General features: G+C 69.1%; 11 protein-coding genes. 6 read left to right on the forward strand and 5 right to left on the reverse strand.

Going from position 1 to position 17,133, the window contains the following annotated elements:
- Nucleotides 1–3: 3 nt before the first annotated feature.
- Nucleotides 4–2,376, forward strand: coding sequence for an NACHT domain-containing protein (locus QSK35_RS06430; RefSeq protein ID WP_285743205.1), 2,373 nt, complete (start codon nt 4–6; stop codon nt 2,374–2,376).
- On the opposite strand, the gene mycP is transcribed toward QSK35_RS06430, so the two are convergent.
- Nucleotides 2,360–3,583, reverse strand: a complete 1,224-nt coding sequence (gene mycP, locus QSK35_RS06435; RefSeq protein WP_285743207.1) for a type VII secretion-associated serine protease mycosin — start codon at nt 3,581–3,583, stop codon at nt 2,360–2,362. The genes QSK35_RS06430 and mycP overlap by 17 nt on opposite strands.
- Before the next feature lie 243 nt (nt 3,584–3,826).
- Here mycP and QSK35_RS06440 point away from each other — a divergent pair, with 243 nt between their 5' ends.
- Both QSK35_RS06440 and QSK35_RS06445 read left to right on the forward strand, forming a co-directional pair.
- Nucleotides 3,827–6,721: an AfsR/SARP family transcriptional regulator gene (locus tag QSK35_RS06440; RefSeq protein ID WP_285743209.1), complete on the forward strand. Its 2,895-nt coding sequence runs from the start codon at nt 3,827–3,829 to the stop codon at nt 6,719–6,721.
- The gene (locus tag QSK35_RS06445; RefSeq protein ID WP_285743211.1) at nt 6,702–7,676 is read left to right on the forward strand and encodes an RCC1 domain-containing protein; all 975 of its coding nucleotides are present in this window, start codon (nt 6,702–6,704) and stop codon (nt 7,674–7,676) included. Before QSK35_RS06440 ends, QSK35_RS06445 begins: the two co-directional genes overlap by 20 nt.
- Before the next feature lie 50 nt (nt 7,677–7,726).
- On the opposite strand, the gene QSK35_RS06450 is transcribed toward QSK35_RS06445, so the two are convergent.
- Together QSK35_RS06450 and QSK35_RS06455 are read right to left on the reverse strand one after the other, a co-directional pair.
- Nucleotides 7,727–8,323, reverse strand: a complete 597-nt coding sequence (locus tag QSK35_RS06450; RefSeq protein ID WP_285743213.1) for an MmpS family transport accessory protein — start codon at nt 8,321–8,323, stop codon at nt 7,727–7,729.
- Between the two features lie 85 nt (nt 8,324–8,408).
- Nucleotides 8,409–10,331 (reverse strand): putative bifunctional diguanylate cyclase/phosphodiesterase, encoded by a 1,923-nt coding sequence (locus QSK35_RS06455; protein WP_285743215.1) that lies wholly within the window; start codon nt 10,329–10,331, stop codon nt 8,409–8,411.
- Nucleotides 10,332–10,538: 207 nt separating this feature from the next.
- Between QSK35_RS06455 and QSK35_RS06460 the strand changes: the two genes are divergently transcribed.
- Together QSK35_RS06460 and QSK35_RS06465 are read left to right on the forward strand one after the other, a co-directional pair.
- Complete coding sequence (locus tag QSK35_RS06460) at nt 10,539–11,552, forward strand: sugar ABC transporter substrate-binding protein (RefSeq protein ID WP_285743217.1); 1,014 nt, start codon at nt 10,539–10,541, stop codon at nt 11,550–11,552.
- A 43-nt stretch (nt 11,553–11,595) separates the two neighbouring features.
- Nucleotides 11,596–12,987: an amidohydrolase family protein gene (locus QSK35_RS06465; RefSeq protein WP_285743219.1), complete on the forward strand. Its 1,392-nt coding sequence runs from the start codon at nt 11,596–11,598 to the stop codon at nt 12,985–12,987.
- Between the two features lie 5 nt (nt 12,988–12,992).
- On the opposite strand, the gene QSK35_RS06470 is transcribed toward QSK35_RS06465, so the two are convergent.
- Nucleotides 12,993–13,763, reverse strand: coding sequence for a hypothetical protein (locus QSK35_RS06470; RefSeq protein WP_285743221.1), 771 nt, complete (start codon nt 13,761–13,763; stop codon nt 12,993–12,995).
- Between the two features lie 157 nt (nt 13,764–13,920).
- Nucleotides 13,921–16,734 (reverse strand): tetratricopeptide repeat protein, encoded by a 2,814-nt coding sequence (locus tag QSK35_RS06475; RefSeq protein WP_285743222.1) that lies wholly within the window; start codon nt 16,732–16,734, stop codon nt 13,921–13,923.
- A gap of 115 nt (nt 16,735–16,849) precedes the next feature.
- Here QSK35_RS06475 and QSK35_RS06480 point away from each other — a divergent pair, with 115 nt between their 5' ends.
- Nucleotides 16,850–17,122: a hypothetical protein gene (locus QSK35_RS06480; protein WP_285743224.1), complete on the forward strand. Its 273-nt coding sequence runs from the start codon at nt 16,850–16,852 to the stop codon at nt 17,120–17,122.
- The last annotated feature ends 11 nt before the right edge of the window (nt 17,123–17,133 follow it).

Here is a 17,133-nt window from a genome sequence, read left to right on the forward strand (position 1 = left end):
TCCATGGCGCGGAGACGGTGGCGGCGGACCGGGTTGGTCATCGGCCTGTGCGGCGTGATCGCGCTGCTGGTCGTGACCGGTTTCGTGTTGCGGCGCCAGGGACTTCAGGACGCCGCCAACGTGGCCCAGCTGACCGGCGGCCTGCTCCTACCGGTGGCTCTCGCCGCGCTCGGCGTGCTCGCCTGGTTCCGGCGGCCGGCCGGATCCGCCGACGTCGACGAGCTCGCCAAAGCCGTCAAGAAGCAGTGGGGCGCCGAGGCCGGGCGGCGTGGCATGCAGCCCGGGATCAGGGTGCGGTGGCGGCTCGCAGATCGCCCCGAGCTGGCCGAGGATCCGCGGCTGCTCGACCACGGGTCACTCGCCGGGGACGCGTTCGGGCTGAACGAGATCGTCGAGGCGTTTCTCGCGTCGCGCGAACGACGGCTCGCCGTCCTCGGTGGTCCGGGCACCGGCAAGACCACGCTCGCGGTGCAGTTGCTGCTGCGGCTCGTCGGAGAACCGCGCCGCGCCGGGGATCCCGTGCCGGTGCTGATGTCGCTGACGGACTGGAACGTCAGCGGCGACCGGACCGTGCTCGACTGGCTCACCGAGCGGCTGCGGCGCGACTACCCGCGGTTCGACGCCGAGGCGCTGGTCGAGGAGGGGCTCGTCCTGCCCGTGCTCGACGGTCTCGACGAGGTGCCGCACAACATCGGCACGCAGGTGCTCACGAGCCTGAACGTCGCGGCTCACCGGCTGCCGGGGCTGATCGTCACCAGCCGCGCGGAGGAGTACGCCGAGGTGGTGCGCGAGGCGGGTGACGTGCTCGCGTCGGCGTTGGTGATCGAACCCGAGCCGCTCACCCCGACCGGGGCGGCGGACTACCTGCGCGGGGTGCGACCGGCGCTGCCGCCGGCGTGGACGGAGGTGGTGGAGGCGTTGGAGAGCCCGCAGCCGCCCGCCGCGCTCACCAGCGTGGTCTCTACCCCGCTGGGTCTGTGGCTGCTGCGGGTGACCGCGCACCGTGAGGGCGATCCGGCGGCGTTGCTGCGCTTCGAAACACCAGAGGAGCTGCGCGGACACCTGTTCGGCATGCTGATCCCGGCGCTTGTCGAGGACCGGCCGCACCACCCGCGGCTCGGCGGCCCCTTGCACCCGCGCACGAAACTCGACGCGGACCAGGTCGACGCCTGGCTGCAGACCATCGCGCAGAACCTCGGCCGGCCGCTCGGGTACTGGCCCAAGACGCCGGAGACTCCCCGCGACTTCCGCTGGTGGCAGCTGGGGCGGGACGCGCTGCCGCGCTGGGTGCTGCCGTGGACGATGATCGGCGCGGGAGTCGTGCTGGGAGCGGTGTTCGGCGTCGTCGTCGGCTTCGGCATTCAGGTCGATCCGCAGTTCCGGCCCGATGACTATCCCGGCGCCTGGGTGATGGTGCCGGTGTGGAGCGTGCTCGGCGGCCTGCTCGGACTGCTCTCGGCGACCACGGCGAACTCCGCCACCACGAACCACCTCACCTACGGTGCGTTGCGCACACCGCGGCAGTGGGGCGCTTTCGTGCTCTTCCTGATGCTGGGAGCCTTCGTCGCGGGACCGGCCCTTGGACTGCTGCTCGCGCTCATCGAGTGGCTGGTCTATCGGGTATGGCTCGGGATCGCGGGATCGCCACCACCCACGTGGATCGGCGTCGATCTCACCTCCAGGTCGATCCTCGGCGCGATCGTCATCTGTTCAATCGTCGGCCTGGTGGGCGCGTTGTCGGTGTGGCGAACGTCTTCCCCGGAGAACGAGTCGGCGACACCCGCCGACTCACTGAAGGCGGCCCAGGACGGTGTGGTCGCCCGCACGATCGGCTACGCCGTCATCGGTGTGCTGATCGCTTTCCCGAGGGATCTCAGCCATCCGGCCTTCTCCGCCCTGCTGATCACGGCGTGGGCGGTGATCGGGCTCGCCGTAGCGGTCCTCACCGAACGCAGCCCGTGGATCGCCTACGTCGTGACGACACTGCATCTCGCCCGGCGTAAGAGAGTTCCGCTGCGACTGATGTCCTTTTTGGACGACGCGCACCGGATAGGCCTGCTGCGGGCGGTGGGTCCGATCTACCAGTTCCGCCACGCCGAGCTGCAGGACCACCTGATCGAACGCTACCGCGCGAGCCTGCCACCACCTGTCGAGGAGGATCCGGAGCCGGCCCGCACCCGGCTGTGGCGGGTGCTCGGCTTCGCCCAGGGCGCCGGGCTGGTCGCGGGCGGCGGCGTTCTCGGCGAGCTGTTCCTTTCCTCGGATCCCGTTTCGCTGGGCTACCTCATCTTCCTCGGCGTGCTCGTGCTGGCCGGACTGATCGCGTTCGGCGTGAGCTTCTGGTTGCGGCGCAAGGAGGTCAACGACGCCGGTTGACCGTGTGCATGACGAACAACGTCAGCAGCAACAGCACGAACCCGGCCCCGGACCCGCCCAGCGCCCACAGGATCGGCTCCCAGTCCTTCGCGGGCGGCGCGTTCACCACCGTGATCATCGGCGCCGGCCGCACGGGCACCGCCCCAGGTTGCTCCGCCGGAATCACGGCGGTCAGAGCGGCGACCGGATTCACCATGCCGTGCCCGACCTTGTGGTCCCGCCCGTCGATGTTGCCCGGATGCTGCGCCGTCGCCTTCAACCGGGCCATCACCTCGCGGGCGTTGAGCCGCGGAAACCGTTCCCGCACCAGAGCGGCCACACCCGCGACGTAGGGCGAGGCGAAGCTGGTGCCGACGATCGGTTGCGGCTTGCCGGACTCGGGATCCACGACGGCGTCGACGAGCCCGGCGCCCGCCGGGTCGAGCGTCACGATGCCCTCGCCGGGCGCGGCCAGCGAGACCCACGGGCCCCACACGCTGAACTGCGACACCGCACCTTCCGGGCCGATGGAAGCGACGGACAGCACGTCGTCGGCGAACCGCGGCGGTGACGCGACCACCTTGACGTTCTCCGGGTCGAGGTTGTCGTTCTGCTCGGCGCAGCCGGTGGGGCCGAGGTTGCCCGCGGCGGTCACGATGACGGCGTCCTCGGCGTCGACCGCGTACTTGATCGCGTCACGCAGCGCGATGTCGTTGTCGGACAACGCATGCGGCTTCTCGCAGTTGGTCACGCTGATGTTGATGACCGCGGCGCCGGACGCGGCGGCGTGCACGATGGCCTGCGCCAGGGTCTGCACGGTGCCCGCCTTCTTGCGGGGCGGGTTGCCGCCCTTGAACTCGTAGCGGTCGCTGGACTGGCGGATCGCCATGATCGTCGCCTCCGGTGCGACACCGATGTCGGTGGCCGCCAGCACGCCCGCGACCTCGGTGCCGTGGCCGTCGCAGTCCTTGCGACCATCCGACCTGTCGACGTAGTCACCGCCGCCCTCGAGCCGCCCCTTGAGCCGCGGATGTTCGTTCACCCCGGTGTCGATCACCGCGACCTTCACGTCCTTGCCGGTCGCGAAGCGATGCGCCTGGTCGAGTTCCATCCGTACCGGCGCGTCCAGGGACTTGTCCGCGGGGCCGATGCAGTCCTGACCATTGCGTACATACGCGACATCCGGTGCCGGTGCCGCGTGCGCCGGTGCCGCGAGCACGATGAGCATGACGGCAGTGCAAACAAAGATTCTGCGCAACACCATGTCCCCCTCAGAACATCCCCGGTGCGCAGTATGGGCACACTCCCCGATTCCATGCCTGTAGCCAAATTCAGGAACGCGACCGTCCGCAGTGGATCCCAGACGCTTGCACGGTGCACAAGTTGTACGATCCGTGGTGCAGGTGAATTAATCTCTCGAACACCGTCCAACCGGTTACCAAGCACCGTCCGAGCGTCTACTGTCTGCGCGGTGCAGTTCGGAGTGCTCGGCCCCCTGACCGTCTCGACCAGCGACGGGACCCCCGTCGCCGTCGGCGGTGCGCGGCTGAGAACCCTGCTCGCCGTGCTGCTCTTCCACACCGACGAGCCCGTGTCGGTAACGCGCCTGGTAGAGGCACTGTGGGAGGGCGCGCCGCCCAAGTCGTACCTGTCGAACCTGCACACCTACGTGTCCCGGCTGCGCGACCGGCTGAACCTGCGGATCGAGCACTTCGACGCCCGGTTTCGCCTGGTCCTGACGCCGGGCGCGCTCGACCTGCAGGTGTTCCGCGACGAGGCGGAACGGGCGCGGCGGACCGGGGACCCGCGGCACTACCGCGCCGCCCTGGAGCAGTGGCGGGACCGCCCGCTGCTCGACCTGAGCGTCCCGGTGCTCGAACCGGAGATCGCCCGGCTGGAGGCGACCCGGCTGACGCTGGTCGAGGAGTGTTTCGACGCCGAACTGGCGGCCGGCCACGGCGCCGAGCTCGTCGGTGAGCTGCAGGCGACGGTGACCGGACATCCCACCAGGGAACGACTGTGGGCCCAGTTGATGACCGCGCTGTGTGCCGCGGGCCGTCCGGCCGACGCGCTCGCCGCCTACCGACAGGCGCACGCGACGCTCACCGAGACGCTGGGCGTCGAGCCGAGCCGGGAGCTGCGGCAGCTGCACGAGGAGATCCTGCGCGGCGAGCCGCCGACGCCGGTGAAGTCCGAGTTCCCGATCTGCCAGCTGCCGCCGGACATCCCCGACTTCGCGGGCCGGGACCGGATCGCGGCCGATGTGGCGGATGCCTTGCGCGCCAACGGTTCCGCGGTGCCGGTGGTCGTGCTGACCGGTGAGCCGGGCGTCGGGAAGACGGTGCTCGCGCTGCGCGTCGCGCACCGGACCAGGGCGGACTTCCCCGACGGCCAGCTGTTCACCCGGCTCGCGGGCGCGTCGCCGGAGCCGAAGACCGACGCGCCGGCCGCGTTGCTGCGCGCCATCGGGGTCGCCGGGCCGGCGATTCCGGAGGACCTCGACGAACGCGCGGCGCTGTTGCGGGCCAGGCTGGCCGGAAAGCGCGTGCTCGTCGTGCTCGACGACGCGGCGTCGCCCGAGCAGGTCGTGCCGCTGCTACCGGGAACGCCGGGCTGCGCGGTGCTGATCACCAGCCGCCGGAAGCTGAGCGGACTCGTTGGCGCGCAACGGTTTGCCGTGCTGCCGTTCGACGACGCCGAGGCGCACACGTTGCTCGAACAGGTCGTCGGCCGGGCCCGCGTCCAGGCCGAACCGGGCGCCGCGGCACAGGTGGTGGCGCTGTGCGGGAACCTGCCGCTGGCGTTGCGCATCGCGGCCACGCGGCTGGCCACCCGCCCGCACCTGACGCTGGCGTTCCTGGCGAAACGGCTGGTCGACGAACGCCGCAGGCTGGACGAGCTGGCCATCAGCGGGCTGCAGGTGCGGGCCAGCGTGACCCTGTCCTACCGCGGCCTGACCGCGCCCGCGCGCACCGCGTTCCGGCGGCTGGGGCTGCTCGGCCCGCACAGCGTCGCGGCGTGGGCGCCCGCGGCGCTGCTGGACACCGACGACGTGGACCCGGTGCTGGAGGAACTGGTCGAGGCGAGCCTGCTGGACCCCGCCGGCCTGGACGCCGCGGGCGAGGCGCGGTACCGCATGCACGACCTGCTGCGCGTGTTCGGGCGCGAACGCGCGGAGGACGAGGACCCCGCGGCCGACCGCCTGCTCGCCACGCGGCGCCTGCTGGACACCGCGCTGACGCTGGCCGACGAGGCCGCGCGCGCGATGCCGCGGTCGTTCCTGCTGATCCGCCTGGCCGACGGCGGCCACCACGACGACCCGGTCGCGTGGTTCACCGCCGAGCAGAACACGCTGGTCAACCTGGTCCGCCTGGCGTGCGCCGTCGGCTGGCACCGCGAGGCCGCGGCGTTGACCGAGCGGCTCACCGTGAAGCTGTGGAGCCGCAGCGAATGGGCGGAGATGCGTGCGCTGCACCAGCTGCTGCGCGACGCCGGGGACGACCGGATCGCCGCGCGAGCCGACTTCGTGCTCACGCTGATCGACTTCCACCGTGGCCACTACGACCACGTGGCAGCCGGGTTCGAGCGTTGCCGCGTGGCGTTCGAGCGGCTGGGCGACCGGCACGCCCTGGCGTGCACCCTGAGCAACCAGGCGCATTTCCTGGCGGTGAACGGCGAACCCGAGCGCTCGCTGCCGCTGGCCCACCACGCGGTCGAGCTGTTCCGGGCCGAGGGCGACGGCTTCGGCGAGGCCGCCGCGTGCCGGGGCGCCTCGATCGTGCTCGGGCGGCTGGGCCGGCTGCCCGCAGCATTGGCTGCGAGTGAACGCGCGCTGGCGCTCGCCCGGAAACTCGACGAGACCCGGCAGGTCGCGCTCGCACTCACCGACGTGGCGTGGACCCGGCTGCTGATGGACGACCTGGAAGAGGCGCGGTCCGCGGGCCGCGAGGCCGTCGCGCTGTTCCGGTCACTCGGCGAACGGTCGGCGCTGGCCAACGCCCTGTACGACCTGGGTTTGGCGTCAGCGGGTGGTCCGGATGCATTGCGGTGCTTCGAGGAGAGCTTGGGGTTGGCTGAGGAGATCGGCGAACGCCCGCTGGTGGCGGCGGCGCAACGGGCGCTGGCCTGCATCGGAGTGGTCGACGCCGGTGCGACTCTGGAGGACAGCCTGGCGACGTTCCGCGAACTGGGCGCCGTGTCCGAGCAGGTGACCACGTTGCGGCTCATCGCCCAGACGTGCCCAGAGCGGGCCGCGGAGGCGCTGGCCGAGGCGGAACTGCTGACCGACGAACGCGATCTGGTCGGGAAGGTCAAGCTGCGGGCGCTGCTCGCGCTGTGCACGACGGGTGCAACGAGCGTGTGGTGAACCGAGCGAACCTGTTGGTCGTCCCCCACCCCGAGAAGGGAAGACGACCATCAGAACACTCGCTCTGTGCCTCGCGGCCACCACCGCCATCACCCTGATCCCGGCCGAGGCGAACGCCGCCACCGGGCAGGTCATCGCGTGGGGCAGCAACTACTACGGCCAGTCCGCCCCACCGGCATCGGTCGCCGCGGGCGCCACCGCAGTGAGCGGCGGCCTCACGCATTCATTGGCGCTCAAGGACGGCATACCGATCGCGTGGGGCGACTCGAGCAACGACCTGACGTTCGTGCCGATCGACCTGCGCCGTGGTGGCGTGACCGCGATCTCCGCCGGGTACAAGCACAACCTGGCCATCAAGAACGGCGGCGTGCGCTCGTGGGGCCGCTACACGAACCCCGGCCAGACGCTGGCGCCACCACCGGAAACGGCTAAGGACGTCACGGCGATCTCCGCCGGATACCTGCACAGCCTGGCCCTGACCAACGGCAAGGTCGTGGCGTGGGGCTTCGGCAACCACGGCGAGACCGCGGTGCCGCCCGAGGCGGAGTCCGGAGTGGACGCCATCGCCGCGGGCATGTACTTCAGCGCGGCGTTGAAGGACGGCGAGGTCCTCTGCTGGGGCCCCAACCGCTTCGGCGAGTGCAATGTGCCTGAAGAAGCCAAGTCCGGCGTCACCGCCATCGCGACCGGCTCGACGTTCATGCTGGCGCTCAAGGACGGCCACATCATCGGCTGGGGCAACAACTCCAACCACCAGCTCGATATGCCCATCGAGGTCGACGACCACGTCGCCGCGATCAGCGCCGGATCGGCGCACAGCCTGGCGTTGAAGGACAACGGCCAGGTCGTCGCCTGGTGGTACAACAACGCCGGGCAGAGCACGGTGCCGGAGGTCGCCGCCTCCGGCGTCACCGCCATCTCCGCGGGCGGATACTTCAACCTGGCCCTGAAGTGACCTCGTGAGTGGTTTCCGTCGCTCTGGCAACGGAAACCACTCACGAGAGGTCAGACTCCGGTGCAGACCGCCGAGGCGAACGGCCCGCTGTCGGTCTTCTCCGACACGACCTTGCCGTCCACGGTGATCTTGCAGGAGACGGTGCCGCCGTTCTCGTCGGCCGTGACCGTGAGCATGCCGCCCTTGTACACGCCCTTGTTCTGGACCTGCTTGGTCCACGGCAGGGTCGTCACCTTCTCGTCGACGGGGTTGAGCACCTCGCCGTAGGTGACGTCGACGTTCTTCGCGTCACCGGTGACGTCATAGGTCACCTCGGCGACGCGCTCGACCTCCTCCTTGGCCTCGTTGACCGCGGAACCGATCACAGCGACCCACACGATGCAGACCACGAGGCCGATCACCGACAGGATGATGCCGAAGATCGACAGAACCTTGTTGGTGGCCTTGCCCTTCTTGACCCGGACGAGGCCGACCACGGAGAAGATCAGGCCGAGGATCACCAGCGGCCACGCGATCATCCCGACGATCGGGATGGGTGAGAAGACCAGACCCGTCACTCCGAGTACGAACCCGGTGATACCCAAGCCGTTCTTCGGCTGCACGGGGGTGTGCGGCGGCATGGGCGGCTGGTAGGTCTGTTGGGACACGGGTGTTCCTTTCCAAGATGAATGACGCAGAACACCCTGCCGAAGCCCACCACACGCGCCGTGCACACGCGGAACACACTCCGCGTCAACGCTCCAGCGCCGCGCGTTCCTCCAGCCACACCGCGAACTCGTCGGCGGGCAACGGTTTGCTGAGGCAGTACCCCTGCACGATGTCGCACCCGAGCGCGGCCAGCTCCGACCACGTCTCGTGGTCCTCCACGCCCTCCGCCACCACCTCGAGCTCGAGGTTGTGCGCGAGCCCGAGCAGCGACCGCGTGATGGCGTTGCTGCTCGCGTCGGTGAGCATGTTCGTGGTGAACGACCGGTCGATCTTCATCTCGTGCACCGGCATGGTGCGCAGGTAGGCGATAGACGAGTAGCCGGTGCCGAAGTCGTCGATGGACAGCCGCACGCCGAGGTCCTTCAGCCGGCGCAGCACCTCGGTGGCGCACTGCGGGTCGGCGATGATCGCGCTCTCGGTGATCTCCAGCGTCAGCGTGTCCGCGGGGACGTCGTGGCGGGCGAGCGCCTCGGCCACCTGTTCCGGGAACGAGCGGTTGTGCAGGCACTGCGCGCCGATGTTCACCGAGACCGGCACGTCCCAGGTGCGCGTCTGTACCAGCGCGCCGTCCAGGACGTACAGGGTGAGCGGTTCGATCAGGCCGCTCTCCTCGGCCGCCGGGATGAACTGGTCCGGCCCGAGCAGGCCCCGTGTCGGGTGCTGCCAGCGCGTGAGCACCTCGACGCCGCAGACGGCGCCACTGTGGACGGCGGCCTTCGGCTGGTAGTGCAGGACGAGCTCGCCCTGGTCGATCGCGCGGCGCAGGTCGCTGATCACGGTGAGCGCGGCGGTGGTGTACTCGTCGAGTCCAGGCTCGTAGACCGCGATGCCCAGGCGGCCGCGCTTGGCCGCGTACATGGCGATGTCGGCGTGCTTGAGCAGGTCGTGCACGTCGGCGCAGCCGAGTGACGGGTACGTCGCCACGCCGATGCTGCCGCTGACCTCGAGGGACAGTCCGTCCAGGTCGACCGGGACGTCCAGTGCCTGGTGGACGCGTTCGGCCACGCGCACGGCCGCGTCGCCCACGTCGGGCAGCAGCACCGCGAACTCGTCGCCGCCCAGGCGCGCCACGGTGTCGTCGTCGCGCACGGCCTCGCGCAGCCGGTCCGCAACGTGCTTGAGCAGCCGGTCGCCGAAGGCGTGTCCGAGCGTGTCGTTGACCGGTTTGAAGCGGTCGAGGTCGATCAGCAGCAGGGCGAGCGGGGTGTTGCGGCTCAACGCCTGCGTCGTGCGCTGGGTGAGCAGCGCGCGGTTGGCCAGGCCGGTCAGCGAGTCGTGGGTGGCCTCGTGCTCGCTGGTGGCGGCCTGTCTGAGGATCTTGCGGCGGTGGCCGAGCAGGGCCATGCCGCACAGGCCGACCAGGCCGAGGTCGACGAGGAACGCCAGGGTGGCCGCTAGGCGCAGCTGCTGGTTCCGCAGGTCGGCCCGCTTGAGGTAGTCGGTGGTCTCCAGGCGTTTGAGCTGCACGACCGAGGCCAGCTGCTTGCGCAGTGACGCCACGGTGAGCTCGGCCTGGTCCGCGTGCAGGCGCAACGCCCTGGCGTCGCCCGCGTCGCCGAGCACCAGCATCTCCTGCAGCAGGGTCGCGTAGTCGGAGTACAGGGTGCTGATCTTCGCGGCCGCGCGGACGTCGGGCGGGAGACCGTGCTCCGCAAGCCAGCGCAGGCTGTCGTGGTCGGCGCCGGCCGCCATCGCGAGGGGTTCACGCAGCGCGCCCTTGCCGCCGGCCCGCAGGTAGTCGCCCATCGCGTGGTCGGCGACGTCCACGTGCTGGACGACCTGCCCCCAGCGGTCGCTGGTCTCGTTGAGCTCACGCAGGTGCGCGTTGGTGCTCTGCATGCTCAGGCTGGTCCACAACGCGAGTCCGGCCAGCGTGATCAAGCCGATCGACAGACCGGCCACCGACGCCCGCGCGGTGGCCCGAGCTTCGATCCACTTCCACAGCATTCGTAATCCCGTGTCACTCGGACATGGACGGGTGATCGTAGCGCGATTCGGCCGGGATTCCGTCATCGCTACACGAAATGGGGGAATACCGGCCAAATACCGTCACTCACCGTGGTCGAGTAGCGTCGAGCGCCGCGAACAATCAGGGATTGGCGGCCAATGGCGCTTCTTTCACGTTCCTTCGCGTTGACTGTTTCCACCGGGTTGATGCTGGTAGCAGCCCTGAGCGGGTGCGGAACCGAGAAAACATCCGCTGATCGGCCGACAATCGGTTTCCTCTCCCAGAACACGAGCCGCGACTTCTCCAACGAGATGAGCGACGGCTTCGGCGCCGGCGCGCGCATCGCCGGTGGAGTGGAGTCCATCACCACCGGTCCGCCCACGCACGACGGGTTGAAGCAGGTCGAGTTGTTCCGCGACCTGACCACCAAGGCGAAGGGCGGAATCGCCGTGTCGGCGGTCGCCCCGGAACTGCTCGCGGGCCCGATGGCCGAGGCGAAGGACAGCGGGATCCCGCTGATCGCGGTCGCGGGCGGCCAGATCGCGCCCGGCGCGGGCGTGAAACTCCTGCTCGAGAACGACAACTACGAGCTGGGCCGGATGCTGGCCGACGAGGCGATCAAACGCCTGCCGTCCGGCAGCACCGGCAAGATCGTGCTGGGCAACAACTCCCCCGCCCAGCCCGCACTGGACCAGCGGGCCCAGGGCATGCGCGACCGGTTCACCGAGAAGCTGCCGAACGTCCGCGTGACGGGCCCGTCGGACACCCAGCGCGACGCGCCGGCCAACATGGTCGCGTGGCAGACCTTGGTCACCGCGAACCCGGACGCCCTGGCGTTCCTGGGCACCGGCGACATCGACGCGGTCAACCTGGCCACGATCCGGGCGAACACCGGTGGCAAGTGGCTGGCGGGCGCGTTCAGCCTCGACCCCAAGGCGCTGCAGGGCGTCAAGGACGGCCACCTGTTCGCGCTGGTGTCGGCCGAGCACTTCGTCAAGGGTGCGATCGGCGGGTGGCTGCTGGCGCAGCGCGCGAAGGACGTCCGCAAGCTGCCCGAGGGCTGGCTGGTCACACCAGGTCTGGTCGTCTCCTCGTCCAATGTGGACGACATCGTGAAACGTCAGGCGGCCAAGGACAAGCAGTCGTTCTTCCAGCCGCAGATCGACGCGGTGATCTCCGATATCGACAGGTTCCTGCGACCTCTGGACCAGGTCAGATGACTAGAGTCCGGTGGGACCACGCTCCCCTGCTCCAGGAGTGCCGATGATCAACCGCAGAACGCTGCTAGGCGCCGCGGCCGTCATGACCGCCACCGGATCCGGTGCCGCCCAAGCCGCACGGCGTGAGCGTTACCTGGTCAAAGGCGGATCGGTCGTGACCGTCGACCCGGCCCTGGGCACCCTGCCGCGCGCGGACGTCCTGATCGACAACGGCCGTATCGAAGCCGTAGGCCCGGACTTACCCGCCCGCGGCGCCCGGATCATCGACGCCACCGACATGATCGTCATGCCCGGCCTGGTCAACACCCACTACCACATGTGGAGCGCGCTGGGCCGCAACTACGTCGCGGACGGCTTCGGCTACTTCGCGGCGAAACGCGCCACGTCCATCCACTACTCGGCAACCGACTTCTACCACAGCGTCCTGCTCGGCCTGGCGGAACTGGTGAACGCCGGCGTCACCACCGTCCACAACTGGTCGAACAACACCCGCTCCCCCGCGCACGCCGACGCCGAGCTACGCGCACACCGCGACTCGTTCCTGCGCGCCCGCTACTCCTACGGCCACGTGGACCAGATGCCACGCGACCAACCGGTCGACTTCACCGACCTGGACCGCGTACGCCGCCAGTACTTCGCGGACGGCCCGGCGTTCGACGGCTTGGTCTCGTTCGGCATCAACCTGCGCGGGCTGTCCCAGAGCACCGAGGCCGCGTTCTTCGCAGACATGGAGGCGGCGGTCGGTCGTGGCCTGCCCATCGCCCTGCACGCGGGCCAGGCGCCGCCGCGGATCGTCGACGCGGCCGACTACGAACGTCGCGGGTGGCTCGGGCCTCAGTTGTTGCTGTGCCACTACGTGACCGCGCTCGAGAGCGATATGGAGATCCTCGCGCGGACTCGGACGCCGCTGAGTTGGTCGACGCACTCGGAGTTCCGCTTGGGCACCTCGGGGGACCCGCGCGCCACGTTGCTGCGCATGCGGAAGGCGGGTGTCACCGTGTCGCTGTCGTCCGACGCGACGTCGATCGCGCCGCCCGACCTGTTCGAGACGATGCGGCTGACCTGGACGACCGGGATCCCCTGGTCTCCCGAGACGTTGCCGGAGATCGGGTTTCGCGACGTGCTGGGTATGGCGACGATCAACGGCGCTCGCGCGCTTGGGCTCGGTGACGTGACCGGTTCGCTGACTCCCGGGAAGCGGGCCGACGTGATTCTCGTACGCACCAATGACGTGAACATCGCGCCGATCTGCTTTCCCGAGACGACTCTTGTTCAGTCCGCCACGCCGGCGAATGTGGACACGGTGTTCGTGGACGGCCGGATCCTCAAGCGGGGTGGACGGCTAGTGGCGTTCGACGTGGCCGAGCTGGTGCGCAACGCCAAGGCGTCGTCGTTGCGAATCAGGAAGGCGGCGGGAGGGATCCTGACCCCCTAAGTCGGTCAGCCCGCCGCCCGTGAACCACCGGGCACGGCGCCGGAGGCATCGTCCGCCGATTCCAGCCCAGTCCGAGGCGGCGGCACCACGCGTGGGGCGCTCTCGTCGACGACAAGGTCGAAACGTTCGCACCGGTGCACGTACGTCGCCGGCGTCAGCAGTGGCGCCTGCACGCAGAACTCGTGCGTCTCACCGGTACGCAGTGGCCGTGGAAACCGCAGGGCACGTCCGTCCGGAACCGCTCCGTAAACGACCTCGAAATTAGCCGAGCACGGCAACGGAATTTGGTCGACGCCATCACGCAACGCGATTACGGTCCACTGTTCGACACGCACCGGCGATGGGGCGTCGAGCCGGAGGAGAACCTGGATCCGGGCGACGTACCAATCCTCCTGCGCCTGCTGCGCGGGGTGCAGCGCGGCTTCCACGAGACGGGTGAGGCCGTCGTCGATCCGGCGACGGACGGTCCGCGAATCGCGTTGCAGGCGGCTCGCCAGCCACTCGACCCGATGAGCGAGAAAGACGTGCTGCGCGTCGGGGTTCAACCCCAACGGTGTGGTCACGGCCAACCTCAGGTCGTCAGGAAGCGTGCGGACAAGGTCGGCGACCCATGCGCCGAGCTTCTCGCGGACGACCTCAGCCCCATCGCAATCGCTGATACCGCAAGCCTCGCGCAACGCTGGGCCGACGTGGCGGTCGAGGCCCGGAGTGTGGACGCCCCGGCCCCGACGGAGAGCCTTGAGCTCACCTATTAGCAGTTTCGATGAGACGGCCATCTTCCCTCCGTGCGAGAGATTGCGCGGAAATCACACTGCGTTCTGGGCGCTATGTCGCAGATCGAACCGTGGGCGTTACTCCGTGACCGCCATGTAACTATTTCCAGTTGAACTCGAATAGTCAAATATAAGGAAAGTCGACTAAAACCTGACAGAATCATGACTCAGGCTTTGTGCGCCACCTCCGGTCGAGCCAGCCGAACGCCTGCACAGCGATGCCGGGCAGGAACGAGGCCAGGACACTGCCGGTCCACGCCTGGCCGTAAAGATCGTTGCGGCGACCGACCTCTTGCACCGCGTCGCGCTTCACCGACTCGAACGCGGCGAGGGCGGCGGCGCGGTCGCCGGCCAGCCACCGCATCACGCCGAGTTCGTACCGGCTGCGCAAGGTCTCCGGGTGCCCAGGGCCCAGCACGCTCTCCTGCCCGGCCAGCGCGGTCTGGTACTGAGCTGTCGCGGTCGGATAGTCGCCTTTCTGGGCGTGCGCCTGTCCGATGAGGAACACCGACCTGAGGTACAGCCGGTGGTCGGGGCTCAACTGCACGGCCAGCTCGGTGGGCAGGGTGCCGTACTCCCGCACGGTCTGTTCAGGACGGCCAAGGCCAACCATCACCTTGAGGTGCGCCACCTTGATCGTCAGTGTCCTCGGGTTGTCGGGACCGAAACGGCGTTCGGCGGACTCAAGGAGCTTGCGCAGCTCCACCTCGGCGTTCAACCACTCCGCACGGTCGGGGAACCGCTCGAGGATGTGGACCTCGAGCTGGGCCTCATACAGCAGGGTCGCTGCCTCGATCGCGTTGATGTGACCGGGAAGCCCGAGACGCCGGTAGTGGTCGACCACTTCCTGCGCGGCGGTCCGCGCACCTTCCCGGTCATCACTGGCCATGCCGATCGCGACCAGTTCGAGCCGAACCGGAATCACTTCTTCCGCATACCGTTCGCCGAATTCCCCGAGAAGATCCCGTGCGAGCGAGCGGGCTTCGGTGAAGTACCCCAGCGCCCGCCGGTTGCGGATGTACGCGGTGCGGACTTCGATTCGTTCTTCAGGCGCGGCGGTGGCGAGCACATCGTCATGGACGAGCCGAGCCCAGACCGCCTCCGCTTCCCGGTGATGTCCTATGGCGTCCAGCACCGCACCGTGGACGCACTCCGCCCGCATCGCCATCAGGTCGTCACAGGCCAAGCCGAAGAGCTTCCGCGCATGGTCACGCGCCTGCTCGTACTGACCTGCGGCGTGCCGTGCCCGCGCGGCGGCGAGCAGGTGATCGAGCCGATCAGGTTCCAGCCCGCAAAGATTCTCGTGGAACGGCGCGGCCAGGCCGGGTTCGCCCCGCCGGTCGTGATGCCGCGCCGCGACCGTGTTCAGCCCGATGGACAACTCGGTCGACCGGCCGGTACGGGCCAGCAGTGCGGTCGCGTGTTCGGCCAGCGCGGCTGTACCCAGCTCGGCGAGCTCGATCAGTTTGCGGGCCGCGACCACCGCGATGGCCTCGAGCTCGTCGGCTGCGATGCCCTGCCGTGCCGCTTCCCGAACCAGCTGGTGCACCTGCCACGACGTCCCCACCGGTTCGACCAGCATGTCCCGATCCAATGTGGACAGAATTTCGTTGGTGCGAGACCGGTCGGTGGAGTCCACAGCGCCGATCACGTCCCGGATCAGCACCGCCGGTATCGGGTCTGCCGCACACACCGCTGACAACGCGAGCACCACGCGTTCGGCGCCAACCCGACGCTCGACTGCGAGCCGCACGGTCGCCAGCGCGCGGCCGAGCACGGTCGCGTCGGTAGTCAGGTGCTCGACTCGTTCCCACAGCCGCCACAGTCCCTCTCGGCCCCGCGCCCCGGCCGCCGCGAAACTGATCGCGTACGGGTGGCCGCCGAGCCTGGCCACGACGTCGTCCACGGCCTCGTTCTCGTCCTCAGCGGGCGCGCGGTGCACCGCGAACAGCTCCCTGCCGTCGTCACGGGTCAGACCGCTCAGCCGTACGGGTTCGGCGAACTCACGGGGGAACTCGTGCTGTCCGATCAGCAGCGTGTACACGCCCGCCGCGTGCGGGACGAGTTCGGCGAGCACCTCGGCGGGCTCCCCTCGAGGCACGTCGTCAACCACCCACAACACCGGCCCGGCGCAGGTCGCGAGGTGACGGTTCCACCAGCCGAGCAGCTGACGCCGGGACATATCACCCAGCGGAAGGCCGATGTCATCGGCAAGCCGACGCAGCTTCGCGGTGTGTGTGGCACTCACTTGGCGCGCCGAGCCACCCGCACCGGTGAGCTCGGTCCAGAACACACCACCGCCGTACAGGAAACCGAAGTCGTGCACGTAGACCTTGGCGAGAGACGTCTTGCCGATGCCGGTCATACCGCTGAGCGCGGCGACCGGACGTGACGTCACGGTCTCCGTCAGTGGGTGATCGCCGCGGTGCAACGCGCGGTGGATCGCCCAGCGGTCGCGGTACCGGCCGACGAACCCGGCCGTCGGTTCCGCCGGCCCGTGGTGGGCGGTGGCCCTCGCGGAGAAGTCGATACCGGGAAACGGGGAGCCGACCTGTCGCACGGCGTCCCGGATCCCTGACACGATCTCCGCGAGCTCCTGTTTGGTGTTCCAAGTCTTCCAGTACCGGTGTGCGCCCGTCTCCAACGGCATCAGGTGCTCGGTTCTGGGGTCCTCCGGGTTGATCACGAGGATTCGCCGCTCGACCTCACCCGCGCGCAGAGCGGACAGGTAGGCGTGATGCAGCTCGAACTGGCAGGCGGGCCGGGTTGGGAACGACGTCGAGTAGTACGTGAGCATCGTCTTCGAGCCGCGCAGCGCCGCCTCGATCTCACCGGTGATGTCGTGCGCGTATCGGATCTCCCAGTCGTCGACGAACGGGCGGACCCCGGCCCGCCTGAGTGCGCCGGCCAGCTCGGCGACGCGCTGCCGGTCGTCGCCACTGAACGAGAGAAACACATCATAATGAGGCCCCACAACTGAAACGATATCCGCGAGAGCGGAGTAGTTTTGCACGCTGTCGGCTTTCTTACGCGTTCTTGTCCACACCTTGTCCTGTACGCAGGCGTGCACGATCCTGTTCCCTGCTCCAATGAACTGGAGCAGCTATGAGATCTTCTCGATCCTCAGCGGCGTCTCGTTGCTCGCCGCCGTATTCTTCCCCGACGTCAAGCCCAAGGACCGGGCACTGTGCGCCGCCGGTGGGCTGTTCTTCCTGATCTACGGCTTCTACGTCGCGAACCAGACCACCGGGACCTGGACCTTCCCTTGGGTGATCTTCGTGATTCCGTTCGGCGCCGTCGCCTATCTCGGGTACACGATCGCCAAGCGTAAAGGCTACTTCGACAGCGAGGCCGACGACTGAGATGCGGCCTT

This window comes from Lentzea sp. NBRC 105346 (genome assembly GCF_030269605.1).
Lineage (GTDB): Bacteria > Actinomycetota > Actinomycetes > Mycobacteriales > Pseudonocardiaceae > Lentzea.

What these genes read in the sequence shown, in the direction of transcription:
- QSK35_RS06430 (WP_285743205.1), top strand. Translation starts at nt 4, where the DNA reads ATGGCGCGGAGACGGTGGCGGCGGACCGGGTTGGTCATCGGCCTGTGC.
- mycP (WP_285743207.1), bottom strand. Translation starts at nt 3,583, where the DNA reads ATGCTCATCGTGCTCGCGGCACCGGCGCACGCGGCACCGGCACCGGAT.
- QSK35_RS06455 (WP_285743215.1), bottom strand. Translation starts at nt 10,331, where the DNA reads ATGCTGTGGAAGTGGATCGAAGCTCGGGCCACCGCGCGGGCGTCGGTG.
- QSK35_RS06460 (WP_285743217.1), top strand. Translation starts at nt 10,539, where the DNA reads ATGCTGGTAGCAGCCCTGAGCGGGTGCGGAACCGAGAAAACATCCGCT.
- QSK35_RS06465 (WP_285743219.1), top strand. Translation starts at nt 11,596, where the DNA reads ATGATCAACCGCAGAACGCTGCTAGGCGCCGCGGCCGTCATGACCGCC.
- QSK35_RS06470 (WP_285743221.1), bottom strand. Translation starts at nt 13,763, where the DNA reads ATGGCCGTCTCATCGAAACTGCTAATAGGTGAGCTCAAGGCTCTCCGT.
- QSK35_RS06480 (WP_285743224.1), top strand. Translation starts at nt 16,850, where the DNA reads ATGAACTGGAGCAGCTATGAGATCTTCTCGATCCTCAGCGGCGTCTCG.